Below are 13,188 nucleotides of genomic sequence, written 5' to 3'. Positions count from 1 at the left end.
GGAGTGGTTCAGCCGATGGCGAGGCAGTTACGCGCCGAACAGACCCGCGCGACCATCATCACGGCCGCGGCCGACCTGTTCGACCGTCACGGCTACGAATCGACCAGCCTCAGCGACATCGTGGAGCACGCCCGCGTCACCAAGGGCGCCCTGTACTTCCACTTCGCGGCCAAGGAGGACCTGGCGCACGCCATCATGGAGATCCAGTCGCGGACCCTGCGCCGCATGGCGGGCGACATGGAGAACCGCGGCTATTCCTCCCTGGAGGCGCTGATGCGGATCACGTTCGGCATCACGCGCCTGTCGGTCGAGGGCCCGATCCTGCGGGCCGGGCTGCGGCTGGCGACCGGGGGAGTGCGGGTCCGCCCGCCGCTCGCCCACCCGTTCGCGGAGTGGCGGGACATCGCCACGAGCAAACTGCTCGGCGCCGTACGGGAGTCCGACGTGCACCCGGACGTCGACGCGCAGGCCGTCGCGCACTCCCTGGTCAGCTCGTTCGTCGGAGCCGCCGTCGTGGGCCACACCCTGGACCCGCTGGCGAGGCAGCCCCGCAGGACGGCCGAGCTGTGGCGCATCATGATCCGCGGACTGGTGCCGGTGCCCCGCCGGGCCCGCTACGTCGGCCTCGCCGCGCGCCTGGAACGGGAGATCACCGCGACCTGACCGAGCGGGGTACGGTGATCGGCATGCCCCACAGCCCGTCCGCGCCCGTGATCCTCGGCAACGAACCCGGCTCCTTCCCGCACGGGGTGCTCGCCGAGCGGCACCCCGCGATCATCGGGCAGGTCCGCGACGCCTTCCCGTACGGACCCGGACAGCACCGCGCCCTCGACGCGCTCCTCGCGAGCTGCGTCGAGGGCCGCGTCGAGGAGCTGCCCGCCGACGCGCACGACGCGGACCGGTGGGCGTCCTGGGGCCTCGGTGACCACGCCGGCCGGTCCTGGTTCGACGTGCCGTGGCTGTGGTCCGAGAGCTACTTCTACCGCCGTCTCCTCGACGCCGTCGGCTACTTCGGCCCCGGCCCCTGGCAGGGCATCGACCCCTTCCGGCCGTTCAAGCTCGCCGAACTCGACGCACCCGGGACCGACGAGGAACTCGCCGCCCTCGACGGCCTCGCCGCACTGCCCGCCGACGAACAGGACCGGGCCCTGCTGCACGGCTCCCTCTGGGGCAACCGCGCCGACCTCGGCTTCCGGCTCTCGGCCGGCGGCGCCGCGGCGGCGGACGGCACACCGCCGCTGGTCGCCGACGACAGTGAGGCCCTCTGGTCGCTGCTGCCGCCGACCGGCACCGGCACCCTGTGCCTGATCGCCGACAACGCCGGCCGGGAACTCGTCCCCGACCTGCTGCTCGTCGCCCACCTGCTGGAGCGCGGCCGGATCGGCCGGGCCGTCCTGCACGTCAAGCCGTACCCGTACTACGTCTCCGACGCCACCACCGCCGACGTCGTCGACGCCCTGCGCCGCCTCACGGGCGCCGAGGGCGCGGCCGCCGCGTACGGCGGCATCCTGTGGGCCGCCATGGCCGACGGGCGGCTCACCGTCCGGGCGCACCCCTTCTCCGCCGGACCGCTGCCCTTCGCGGACCTCCCCGGCGACCTGCGGGACGAGTTCGCCCGGGCCACCGTGACCGTCGTCAAGGGCGACCTCAACTACCGCCGCCTGGTGGGCGACCGGCGATGGCCGCCGACCACGCCGTTCGCCGAGGTCACCGCCCACTTCCCCGGGCCGGTCGCCGCACTGCGCACCCTCAAGTCCGACGTGATCACCGGCCTCGGCCCCGCCACCGAGGCCGCGCTGACCGCCGCAGAGGAGCAGCGCTGGCGTGTCAGCGGCACACACGCCCTGATCCAGGTGCGGAGTTGACCGCTCGCCGCTGAACGCGCCGGGCGGACGGACCCAAGTGCCCGGTTCGCTCCCGGTTCACGCGATGGTGTGATCATGTCCCGGCGGGCGGATGCCGCCGAAAGGCCACGGGTAGGGCCCGGCCATGACGCAGCCGTTCCACCTCCCGCACTTCTACATGCCGGTTCCCGCGCGGCTCAACCCGCACGTCGGCGAGGCCCGCGCCCACTCGACGGCCTGGGCGCGCGAGATGGGCATGCTGGAGGGCTCGGGCATCTGGGAGCAGTCCGACCTCGACGCCCACGACTACGGACTGCTGTGCGCCTGCACCCACCCCGACTGCGACGGCCCCACCCTGTCCCTGCTCACCGACTGGTACGTGTGGGTCTTCTTCTTCGACGACCACTTCCTGGACATGTTCAAGCGCACCCAGGACCGTGCCGCGGCCAAGGCCCACCTCGAACGGCTGCCCCTCTTCATGCCCCTCGACCCCGCGGCCGGGGTGCCCGAGCCGGAGAACCCGGTCGAGGCCGGCCTCGCCGACCTGTGGACGCGCACCGTGCCCTCGATGTCCGAGGACTGGCGCCGCCGCTTCGCCCTGGCCACCGAGAACCTCCTCAACGAGTCGATGTGGGAGCTGTCCAACATCAACGAGGGGCGGATCGCCAACCCCGTCGAGTACATCGAGATGCGCCGCAAGGTGGGCGGCGCCCCCTGGTCGGCCGGGCTCGTGGAGTTCGCGACCGCCGAAGTGCCCGCCGCCGTCGCCGGAACCAGGCCCCTCAGGGTGCTGACGGAGACCTTCTCCGACGCCGTCCACCTGCTCAACGACCTGTTCTCCTACCAGCGCGAGGTCGAGGACGAGGGCGAGAACAGCAACGGCGTCCTCGTCCTGGAGACCTTCTTCGGCTGCACCACCCAGCAGGCCGCCGACACCGTCAACGACATCCTCACCTCCCGCCTCCACCAGTTCGAGCACACCGCGTTCACCGAAGTCCCTGCGATCGCCGTCGAGAAGGGCCTCACCCCGGCCGAGACGGCCGCCGTCGGCGTCTACGCGAAGGCCCTGCGCGACTGGTACGCCGGCGGCCACGAATGGCACACGCGCTCCAGCCGCTACATGAACGAGGGCGCCCGCCCCACGCAGCCGTGGCATTCCCCCACGGGACTCGGCACGTCGGGCGCCGACATCGGCGCGCTCCTCGCCGCGGCCGGCGCGGAACGCCTGCGCCCGTACACGCACGTGCCGTTCCAGAAGGTCGGCCCCTCCCGGATCCCCGACCTCCCCATGCCGTTCGACCTGCGCCTCAACCCCGGCCTGGAGGGGGCGCGCGCCCGCCTGTACCCGTGGGCGCACCGCATGGGCATCCTCGGCGAGGGCGTCTGGGACGAGGACAGGCTCACGATGAACGACGCGGCGCTGTGCGCGGCCGGGATCGACCCCGACGGCGACGCCGAGGCACTCGACCTCGGCACCCAGTGGCTCGCCTGGGGCACCTACGCCGACGACTACTACCCCCTCGTCTTCGGCCGCCGCCGCGACCTGGCCGGCGCCAGACTGAGCACCGCACGCCTCGCGGCCTGCATGCCCACCGACGACGCACCGCCCCTCGTCCCCGCGAACGCCCTCGAACGCGCCCTCACCGACCTGTGGCAGCGCACCACCGCCGCGACACCCGCCGGGCAGCGCGCCGAGCTGAGGTCCGCGATCGTCGCCATGCTGGAGAGCTGGCTGTGGGAGCTGTCCAACCAGCTCCAGAACCGCGTCCCCGACCCGGTGGACCACCTGGAGATGCGCCGCGTCACCTTCGGCGCCGACTTCCACATGATGCTCAGCCGCCTCGGCCGCGGACCGGGCATCCCGCCCGAGGCACACCGCAGCGGCCCCCTGCGCTCCCTGGAGCACGCGGCCACCGACTACGCCTGCCTGGTCAACGACGTCTTCTCGTACCAGAAGGAGATCGAGTACGAGGGCGAGCTGCACAACTCGATCCTCGTCGTGCAGAACTTCTTCGGCTGCGACTACCCGGCGGCCCTCGGCGTCGTGCACGACCTGATGACGCGGCGCATGGAACAGTTCCAGCACGTCGTCGCCCACGAACTACCCGTCCTGTACCAGGACTTCGCGTTGTCCCGGGAGGCCCGCGCGGCCGTCCGGGACCATGTGGCGGGCCTGCGGAACTGGCTGGCCGGCATCCTCAACTGGCACCGCGAGGTGGCCCGTTACCGTGCCGACCAGCTGGCCCGCCGCGCCCACGGCTTCGTGCCCGACCTGCCGCCGGCGGTCCCCGTGCCGCGCTGACCCGGAGGGCCGGCGCCCAGTCTCACTCGTTCGTGGCACGTCGTGCGCCGGTGCGAGGGGTAGGCCTCTGGCCGGAGGCGATCCATGGAACAGACAGCGTTGCGTCCCAGGCCCATGCCCGGCCAGGACCGCGGGGGCCCGGCCCCCGCCACCGACAGTGCCCCCGCCGTCCCCCCGCGCCCGCACGCCGCGCGCCGCCGGGGACGACGGCTCGTGAACCTGCTGTTCGCCCTGTTCGTGGGCCTGGTCCTGGTCCTCGCGGGCGTCGGCCTCGGCACGGTCGGCGCCGGCGTCACCGGCATGAGCGGCCTCGCCGACCTCCGGAGGCAGGCGGACCGGCCGCAGCACGGCGTGACCGCGCCCGGCACCGCGGCCGCCGCCCGCCCCGGCCACGCCCCCGCTCCCGCGACCGCGGCGCCGGCGCCCGCCGGCGCCACGCTCGGCCTGGAGGTCGTCGACGCCGGCCGGCCCGGCGCCCGCGTCGTCGGCGTCCACGTCCCCGGCCCCGGACACTCGGCGGGCCTGGTCCGGGGCGACGTGCTCCTCACCTTCGGCACCACGCGCGTCGACACCGCGGCCGACCTGGCCCGCGCCGTGTCCCGGGCCCGCCCCGGGGACCCCGTGAAAGTGGTCGTACGCCACGAAAGCGGCGGCTTCCAGCAGCTGACCGTCGTCCCCGGCGTCGTCACCTGACCGGCCGGAACCGGACGGCCCGCGCCGCAGGCGGGTGCAAGCTGCGGCAAAGCCCGCCGACCGGCTCGCGTGGCCCCCTCCGGAGGGGGAGGATGCTGCCCGTAGTCCCTTCATCACCCGAGGGAGGCCCGCATGAGCGGCACCACGCCCGCGCCCTTCACCGCCGACGACTACCGGGCACGCATGGCGCGCGCCGCCCGGACCGCGGCCGACGCCGGACTGGCCGGGCTCCTCGTGTCGCCGGGCCCCGACCTGGTCTGGCTCACCGGCTACGCGCCCACCGCCGAGACCGAGCGGCTCACCCTGCTGGTCCTCGTCCCCGGCCGCGACCCCGTCCTCGTCGTCCCCGCCCTCGAAGCGCCCGACGCCGAACGCGCGAGCGGCGCGCCCGCGCTGACCCTGCGCGACTGGACCGACGGCAAGGACCCCTACCTCGCCACCGCCGACCTCCTCGACCCCGCCGGACGCTACGGCGTCAGCGACAACACCTGGGCCCTGCACCTGCTCGCCCTCCGGCGGGCCCTGCCCGGCACGGGATACGCCGCTCTCACCGACGCGCTGCCCATGCTGCGCGCCGTGAAGGACGCCGCCGAGCTGGAGCTGCTGGCCGCCGCGGGCGCCGCCGCCGACGCCGCGTTCGAGGACATCCGCCGGGTGCCGTTCGCCGGGCGCCGGGAGACCGACGTCGCCGCCGAACTCGCCGAACTGCTCCGCCGGTACGGGCACTCCCGGGTCGACTTCACCATCGTCGGCTCCGGGCCCAACGGCGCCAACCCGCACCACGAGGCCGGGCGGCGCGTCATCGAACACGGCGACATGGTCGTCCTCGACTTCGGCGGCCTGCGCGACGGCTACGGCTCCGACACCTCCCGCACCGTCCACGTCGGCGAACCCACCGACGAGGAACGCCGCGTCCACGACATCGTCCGCGAGGCCCAGGAGGCCGGCTTCCGCGCGGTGCGGCCCGGCGCGGCCTGCCAGGACGTCGACCGGGCCGCCCGCGCGGTCATCGCCGGCGCCGGATACGGCGAGCACTTCATCCACCGCACCGGGCACGGCATCGGCGTCACCACCCACGAGCCGCCCTACATGGTCGAGGGCGAGGAACAGCCCCTCGTGCCCGGCATGTGCTTCTCCGTGGAACCCGGCATCTACCTGCCCGGCCGCTTCGGCGTGCGCATCGAGGACATCGTCACGGTGACCGAGGACGGCGGGCGGCGCCTCAACGACACGACCCGCGAGCTGGTCGTCGTGGACTGACGACGGCCACCGGGCACCACCCCTCGAAGGAACCCATCCCCGAGCGACGACGGCGTGACCATGACCCAGGCACCGACACCCACCGCGGACACCGTCCGCCGGCTCGTCCGTTCCCTGCTGAAGGAGGCAGGCAGCGGGGCGGGCGGCCCGGGCCCCGACGTCCGGCCCGCCGAGGAGCGCGCCGCCCCCGCCACCTGGTGGGTCGGCGACCGCCACGTGCTGCGGCTCGCCGCCGACCGGGACGCCGGCGCGCGCCGCCGCCGGGAACTGCGCCTGCGCGACCTCGTCCGCGCGCACGTCCCGGTCGCCGTGCCGACGAGCGTGGCCCGCGGCGAGTGGGCACCCGGGCTGCTCTGCACCCTGGACACGCGCGTGCCCGGCGGCTCGGCCGACGAGTACGACGTGTCCGCCGTCGGCGAGGCCGACCTCGCGGCGCTCCTCACGGGACTGCGCGAGGTGCCCGTGCGCGCCGCCGAGACCCTCGGCGTGCCGCGCGTCCCGCCGCGCTCCCTGGACGCCCTGCGCCGCTCGGCCGCACGCGCCGCCGAACACCTCGCCCGCGCCGACGAGTTCGACCCGGCGCGGCTCCAGCAGCTCACCGGCCCGGCCGCGGTCCAGCTCGCCGCGCAGCCCGGCACCGCGGTCCTCGTCCACCACGCCCTGACCGGCGAGCACCTCGTGGTCGCCGCCGACGGCCGGGTGCGCGGGGTCCTCGGCTGGGCCGACGCGATCGTCGGCGACCCGGCCGAGGACATCGCCGGCCTCGCCCGCGCCGTCGGCTCACCCGCGGCGGTGCGCGCCGCGACCCTCGCCGGATACGGGGCCCGCCCCTGCCTGCGCGGCCTGTGGCTCGCCCGCTGCGACGCGATCCTGCACCTCGCGGACGCCCTCGCGGGCCACGGCACGGCCGCCTCCCTGCCGCTGCTGCGGCGCCGTCTGAACCGCGCCTGGGAGGCCATCCTGCTGGAACGGGTGACGGAACTGCGCCCGGACGACGAGCCGGGCCGGACCCCGGCCGACTCCTGAACCAGCGGGCCGCCCCGCCGCTCACGCCCCGCCGCTCACGCCCCGGAGCCGCGCGGCCGTGGGCGCCTCCCGGCGGACCGGGAGCACACGCGGCCGACCGACGACCGCGCGCGGCGCCCGCGCCACCCGCACCACACGGCCGAGCCCTCACCCACGCCGGTTTCGCCCGCCGCTCACGCCGGGCCCGCGCGGTCGCGTCAGGTCACCGGGCCCACGTGGGTCGCCGCGTGCCGCCCGGCCCCGCCACGTCTGCGTCAGCGCCCCTCACACCTGCGTCAGCACCACGCACGACTCGCCCGGCACGTGCAGCACCCCGTCCGGGCCCGGTGGCTCGACCGGCTCCCACGCGGCCAGGACGTGCGCCTCGCCGCCGCCCAGCGGGATCGCCGCCGGCCGGGCGGACAGGTTCACGGCGACGCGGACGTCGCCGCGCCGGAACGCCAGCCAGCGCTCCTCCTCGTCGTAGGCCACCTTCGTGTCGGCGAGGTCCGGGTCGGTGAGGTCGGGCTGCGCGCGGCGCAGCGCGAGGAGCCGGCGGTACCAGGCCAGCACGCGCGCGTGCGGATCCCGCTCCGGCTCGGACCAGTCGAGGCAGGACCGGTCGCGGGTCGCGGGGTCCTGCGGGTCGGGCACGTCCTCCTCGGCCCAGCCGTGCGCCGCGAACTCCCGCCGCCTGCCCCGCCGTACGGCGTCGGCGAGGTCCGGGTCGGTGTGGTCGGTGAAGAACTGCCAGGGCGTGCCCGCCGCCCACTCCTCGCCCATGAACAGCATCGGCGTGAACGGCGCGGTCAGCACGAGCGTCGCCGCGCACGCCAGCAGCCCGGGGGAGAGCCGCGCGGACAGCCGGTCGCCCTGGGCGCGGTTGCCCACCTGGTCGTGGGTCTGGCTGTAGCCGAGCAGCCGGTGCGCGGCCACGCGCGTACGGTCCAGGGGGCGGCCGTGGTGCCGCTGCCGGAAGCTGGAGTAGGTACCGTCGTGGAAGTAGCCGCCCGTCAGCGTCTTGGCGACGGCGGCCAGCGGGGCGCGCGCGAAGTCGGCGTAGTAGCCCTGGGACTCGCCCGTCAGCGCGGTGTGCAGGGCGTGGTGGAAGTCGTCGTTCCACTGCGCGTGGATCCCGAGGCCGCCCCGCGCGCGCGGGGTGACGATCCGCGGGTCGTTCAGGTCGGACTCGGCGATCAGGAACAGCGGCCGGCCGACCTCGGCGGCCAGCGCGTCCACGGCCGTCGACAGCTCCTCCAGGAAGTGGCACGCGCGCGTGTCGGCCAGCGCGTGCACGGCGTCCAGCCGCAGCCCGTCGATCCGGTAGTCCCGCAGCCACGCCAGCGCGCTGCCGAGGAGGTAGTCGCGCACCTCGTCGGAGCCTGGCGCGTCCAGGTTGACGGCGACGCCCCACGGCGTGTGGTGGGTGTCCGTGAAGTACGGCCCGAACTGCGGCAGATGGTTCCCGGACGGGCCCAGGTGGTTGTGCACGACGTCGAGGACCACGCCGAGACCGAGTTCGTGCGCCCGGTCGACGAAACGCTTCAGCGCCTCGGGGCCGCCGTACGGCTCGTGCACCGCCCACAGCGACACGCCCTCGTACCCCCAGCCGTGCCGTCCCGGGAACGGGCACAGGGGCATCAACTCGACGTGGGTGACGCCCAGTTCCACGAGGTGTCCGAGCCGCTCGGCGGCGGCGTCCAGGGTGCCCTCGGGCGTGTACGTGCCCACGTGCATCTCGTACAGCACCGCGCCCGGCAGCGGGCGGCCCGCCCACGCGGCGCGCCACGCGTGGCGCGCGTGGTCGACGACGGCGCTCAGCCCGTCCGGGCCGTCCGGCTGCCGGCGCGAGCGCGGATCCGGCAGCACGGGGCCGTCGTCCAGCGCGAAGCCGTACCGGGAGCCGTCCCGCGCCTCCGCCTCGCCCCGCCACCATCCCGTCCGTTCCGGATCGCGCTCCAACGCGTGCGTGACGCCGTCGCACTGGAGCGTCACACGGCCGGCCTGCGGTGCCCACACCTCGAACTGCACGGACGGTTCCCCTTCGTCTGCTCACCGTGATGTAGCCCGTCCATGGTGCGTCAAACGGGATCGATCCGCTTTTGGAACACCCCTTTCGCCGCAGGTGTCGCCGCGCGCCCGATCCCGGCCCCGCCCGCCACGCGCGCATGGCGGCCGTTTTCGCGTTTTCTGGACACCCCGGCCCGCCTGAATGACAATCACCTGCGTGACGTCGTCATTCGAGTTCAACACGTTCCCCGCGCGGGTCTCCGACGTGGAGCGCGACAAGGCGCTGAAGGTGCTGCGTGACGGCGTCGCCATGGGCCGGCTGTCCCACGACACGTTCATCCACCGCATGGAACTGGCCCTCGCCGCCCGGCGCCCGGACGAACTCGCCCGGCTCACGGCCGACCTGCCCAGCGAGGGCCGCGCCTCGCGGATGGTGTTCGGCGCGGTGGAGGCCGTGTCCGGCTTCACCGTACGGCTGCGCCGCGCCTGGCAGGCCGAGCGGCTGCCCAAGCTGCTGCTGCCGCACCCGGGTACCGGCCACCCGCTGCGCATAGGCCGCGACCCCGCCAACGGCCTGCGGCTCAACCACGAGACGGTGTCCCGCGTGCACGCCGAACTCCGCAACCAGGGCGGCATGTGGGTGCTGCGGGACCTCGGCTCGACCAACGGCACGACGGTGAACGGCCGGCGGGTCGTGGGCGCCGCCGTGGTCCGCGAGGGCGACCAGATCGGCTTCGGCCGGATGACCTTCCGCCTCGCGGCCGACTGAGCCGGACGGCGGCCACCGACCGTGCCGGGCCTCGGCCACCGACTGAGCCGAACCTTAGCTCTGGCCTGGGGTTTACTCCCCGCCCGCCTTTCCCGTCCCGTCCCGCGCCGCGGTGTTGACGTACCTTCCAAGTCGTGACTGACTTGGCGTACACCGCGCAAATCGGGTGAGCCGACCGCACCACCTTGTGGAGGTGTGCCCTGCAGCCACTCCTCCGCTACCAGACCGTGGACGAGTTGGGCGCCCGCGCCGCCGCGCTCGTCGCCCGCCGCCCCCGCGACGCCCGCCTGAGGCGCGTCGGCACCTCCCGCGCGGGCAACCCGCTGTGGCTGCTGTCCGTCGGCCACGGCAGCCGTCAGGCCCTCGTCGTCGCCGGACCGCACGCCAACGAGCCCGTGGGCGGTTCCACCGTCCTGCGGCTGGCCGAACGGGCCCTCGCCGACCCCCGGCTCACCGAGGGCGCCGACGCCACCTGGAACCTGCTGCTGTGCCTCGACCCCGACGGGCTGCGCCGCAACGAGCGCTGGCTGCCCGGCCCGTACACCCTCGGCCGGTACTTCCGGAACTTCTTCCGGCCCGGCTTCATGGAACAGCCCGAGTGGCTGCCCGACGGCCCGGGCGGCGCCACGCTCCCCGAGACCCGCGCCCTGCTCGACCTCCAGGACGAACTGCGGCCCTTCCTCCAGTGCTCCCTGCACGGCGTCGACGTCGGCGGCGGCTTCGTCGAGGTGACCGACGACCTGCCCGGCCTCGCCCAGCGCGTCGCCCGCGCCGCCGTCCGCCTCGGCATCCCGCGCGAACTCGGCGCCTACGACACCCTGTACTGGCCCGACCTCGGCCCCGCCGTCTACCTGATCCCGCCGCCGCGCCGCGGCGACCTGGCCGCCGCCATCACCGAGGCCGCCGTCGAGTCGACCTGGTACCACCCGCACCGGCACGGCACCGTCACCGCCGTCGTCGAGTCGCCCATGTGGGGCGTGGCCGACGTGGCGTCCACCGCGCCGTGCGGCGACCCGCAGGCCGTCCTGCGCGCCGTCAGCCGCACCCTGCGCGACGACACCCGGCTGCTGCGCGGACTCCTCGCCCGCATCCGGCCGCACGTCGCCGGAGTGCCCGACGCCGCGCCGCTGCTCGCGCCCGTCGACGACTATCTGCTGGTCTGCCCCGGCCTCGCCGACACCTGGGACCCCGACACCGAGGGCGGGCACACCCTCCCGCCGCTCGGCACCGCGCACCTCGCGGCGCTGCGCATCGCCGGGCGCCGGCTGGCGCTGCGCACCGCGGGCCTGCTGCACCAACTGGTGCTCGCGTCCGGCCACGACCCGGCCGGCGTCCTTCCGGAACTGGACCGGCTCATCGACGCCTGGTGCGCCGACTACCGCGACGGCCACGGCGCCCGCTGGATCCCGGTCGCACGCCAGGCCGAGTACCAGGCGCGCGTAGTGCTCGCCCTGTTCGAACTGGCGGCCGGGCACACGCCCGCGTGCTCCCGTTCGGGTGAGTCCGGGTGGGGTTCGCAGCCCGCCGTGCCGATGCATCGGGAATGACGCACACCACCACAGCGAAAGCGGTACGGGGCGGCCTGCTCGCGGCGGCCGCTCTCCTCGTCGCCTGCGCCGCCCCGGCCGAGGCCGCCGGCAAGAGCCCCGGCGACTGGCTCTACCTCTCCGTCACCCGGGGCGACATCCGCTCCCACGTCACCCAGGGCACCCTCCTGCTGTGCGACCCGCCCCAGGGGCACGCACGCGCGGCCGAGGCGTGCGCCCAACTCGACGCCACCGGCGGCGACCCGCGCGCCCTCCCGCCGCGCGACACCTTCTGCACGATGGTCCACGCGCCGGTGACGGCCCACGCGCGCGGGCAGTGGCAGGGGCGCCCGGTGGAGTACACGGAGACGTTCCCGAATGCCTGCGTGATGGCGGCCCGCACGGGCGCCGTGTTCGCCCTCGACGACTGAGCCGTCCGAGGAGCCACTGACCGGTTCACCGGCCGAGGAGCCACCGACCGATTCACCGGCCGAGAGGGCGGTGCCGGCTCACACCGCCCTCTCGCGCGCGTGCAGCGCCGCCGCGACGACCGTCCGCGACTGGTGCTCGACCTGGTGCGCCACCGGCACCCAGCGGGCGCGGAACCGCGTGGCGAACGCGTCGCTCCAGTCCGCGACGAGCCGCTCCAGACGGGGCGCCGCGCGGTCCTCGGACTCCCGCAGCACCCGCAGCAGCATGGCCGCCGCCCGCAGCGGCACCCGCCGCGCGAACGCGTCGACGCTGCCCACGTACGCGCGCGTGCCGTCCACGGGCGGCGTGTGGATCAGGTCCGCCGCCAGCCCCGGCACCAGCTCCAGGCCCCACCGCACGGCCCGCAGCATCGGCCCGTCGACGACCTCCAGGCGGGGCAGCGCGTCCTCGAAGAGGTCCCGGACCTGAACCGTGTCGCGCTGCAGCCGGTGCGCGAGCCGCCGTATCGCGGAGGCCGGGGCCGGATGCGGCGCCGGGTCGTCCACCAGGTCGCTCGCCCACATCGGCACCTCCACGACCGCCGTCAGGCCCCCGTACCGGTGCGCGTGGTACCAGGTGCTGTGCCGCGCGTCGTCCGACAGGCTCGGGTAGGCCCGGCCCGCCTCGGCGGCGGGCAGCACCCGCACCCCGGGCCCCGCGGCCGGCCACCCCGCGGCGTCCGAGGCGCCCGTCTCGACGGGGATGTGCAGTTCGGCGGCGGACTTGGCGAACGGCTCCGCCAGACCGGGCACGTCACGGGTCAACTGCACCCAGCTGCCGCCCAGTTCCGTTCCGTGCAGGCTCACCTGGAGGTAGGGCCGCAACTCGTCGATGACGCCGGTCAGGGCGCGCGTCTCGGGCGGCAGCCGGTCCGGCGGCAGCACCGACGGCGCCCACTCGGGCTGCTCGGGACCCGCCGGCCGGAAGAACCCGAGGTGGTAGTCGAGCAGGCTGCGCGGCGCCGGCGTGACATGGAGGCTCGCCCCGTCGGGGTCGGCGCACAGCAGGAAGTGCCAGGACGTGTCGTCCCGCAACACCCGCTCCTCAAGGACGCGTTCGGCCAGGGCGAGCAGTGTCGGACCCCCGGCCGGCTCGTTGGAGTGGGCGCCCGCCACCACCAGCACCGCCCGCCGCGCCCGGCCGACCGACAGCAGGTGCAGCGCCCGGCCGGCCCGGGACACGCCCACCTGACGCACGGCGCACACGCCCGGCCACCGCGCGGCCAACGCCCGCGCGGACGCGACCAGTTCGGTCACCGTGGGGTAGCGCAGCTCCGCCAGGAGACTCACCCCCGTCACATCCGCCCGG

The 13,188-nt window shown here is 75.2% G+C and carries 11 protein-coding genes; 9 read left to right on the top strand and 2 right to left on the bottom strand.

Features of this window, described 5'->3' with window-relative positions; genetic code table 11:
* The first annotated feature begins 15 nt into the window (after positions 1 to 15).
* From ACZ7D7_RS19380 to ACZ7D7_RS19355, 6 genes are all read left to right on the top strand, one after another.
* A complete protein-coding gene (locus tag ACZ7D7_RS19380; RefSeq protein WP_470825687.1) occupies positions 16 to 663 on the top strand; it encodes a ScbR family autoregulator-binding transcription factor in 648 nt (215 codons plus the stop codon).
* A 23-nt stretch (positions 664 to 686) separates the two neighbouring features.
* A complete protein-coding gene (locus tag ACZ7D7_RS19375) occupies positions 687 to 1,865 on the top strand; it encodes a damage-control phosphatase ARMT1 family protein (protein WP_470825686.1) in 1,179 nt (392 codons plus the stop codon).
* A 124-nt stretch (positions 1,866 to 1,989) separates the two neighbouring features.
* Positions 1,990 to 4,146 carry a germacradienol/geosmin synthase Cyc2 gene (gene cyc2 / locus ACZ7D7_RS19370; RefSeq protein ID WP_470825685.1) on the top strand — a complete coding sequence of 719 codons (2,157 nt, stop codon included), beginning with the start codon at positions 1,990 to 1,992 and terminating at the stop codon, positions 4,144 to 4,146.
* A gap of 84 nt (positions 4,147 to 4,230) precedes the next feature.
* Positions 4,231 to 4,839, top strand: a complete 609-nt coding sequence (locus ACZ7D7_RS19365) for a PDZ domain-containing protein (RefSeq protein ID WP_470825684.1) — start codon at positions 4,231 to 4,233, stop codon at positions 4,837 to 4,839.
* A 132-nt stretch (positions 4,840 to 4,971) separates the two neighbouring features.
* A complete protein-coding gene (locus ACZ7D7_RS19360; RefSeq protein WP_470825683.1) occupies positions 4,972 to 6,099 on the top strand; it encodes a M24 family metallopeptidase in 1,128 nt (375 codons plus the stop codon).
* 60 nt (positions 6,100 to 6,159) lie between these two features.
* The gene (locus ACZ7D7_RS19355) at positions 6,160 to 7,125 is read left to right on the top strand and encodes an aminoglycoside phosphotransferase family protein (RefSeq protein ID WP_470825682.1); all 966 of its coding nucleotides are present in this window, start codon (positions 6,160 to 6,162) and stop codon (positions 7,123 to 7,125) included.
* A 264-nt stretch (positions 7,126 to 7,389) separates the two neighbouring features.
* On the opposite strand, the gene treZ is transcribed toward ACZ7D7_RS19355, so the two are convergent.
* Positions 7,390 to 9,135, bottom strand: a complete 1,746-nt coding sequence (treZ, locus tag ACZ7D7_RS19350; protein WP_470825681.1) for a malto-oligosyltrehalose trehalohydrolase — start codon at positions 9,133 to 9,135, stop codon at positions 7,390 to 7,392.
* Positions 9,136 to 9,331: 196 nt separating this feature from the next.
* On the opposite strand from treZ, the gene ACZ7D7_RS19345 reads away from it, so the two are divergent.
* From ACZ7D7_RS19345 to ACZ7D7_RS19335, 3 genes are all read left to right on the top strand, one after another.
* On the top strand, positions 9,332 to 9,883 hold the full coding sequence (locus ACZ7D7_RS19345; protein ID WP_470825679.1) for an FHA domain-containing protein: 552 nt from the start codon (positions 9,332 to 9,334) through the stop codon (positions 9,881 to 9,883).
* Between the two features lie 227 nt (positions 9,884 to 10,110).
* Entirely contained in the window at positions 10,111 to 11,430 is a 1,320-nt protein-coding gene (locus ACZ7D7_RS19340) for a M14 family zinc carboxypeptidase (RefSeq protein WP_470825678.1), read from the top strand.
* On the top strand, positions 11,427 to 11,840 hold the full coding sequence (locus ACZ7D7_RS19335) for an SSI family serine proteinase inhibitor (protein WP_470825676.1): 414 nt from the start codon (positions 11,427 to 11,429) through the stop codon (positions 11,838 to 11,840). Before ACZ7D7_RS19340 ends, ACZ7D7_RS19335 begins: the two co-directional genes overlap by 4 nt.
* 78 nt (positions 11,841 to 11,918) lie before the next feature.
* On the opposite strand, the gene ACZ7D7_RS19330 is transcribed toward ACZ7D7_RS19335, so the two are convergent.
* Positions 11,919 to 13,169, bottom strand: coding sequence for a M14 family zinc carboxypeptidase (locus ACZ7D7_RS19330; RefSeq protein WP_470825675.1), 1,251 nt, complete (start codon positions 13,167 to 13,169; stop codon positions 11,919 to 11,921).
* Positions 13,170 to 13,188: the final 19 nt, after the last annotated feature.

This window comes from Streptomyces sp. NPDC037054, from assembly GCF_055606745.1.
This window is presented reverse-complemented; position numbering and strand designations above follow the sequence as displayed.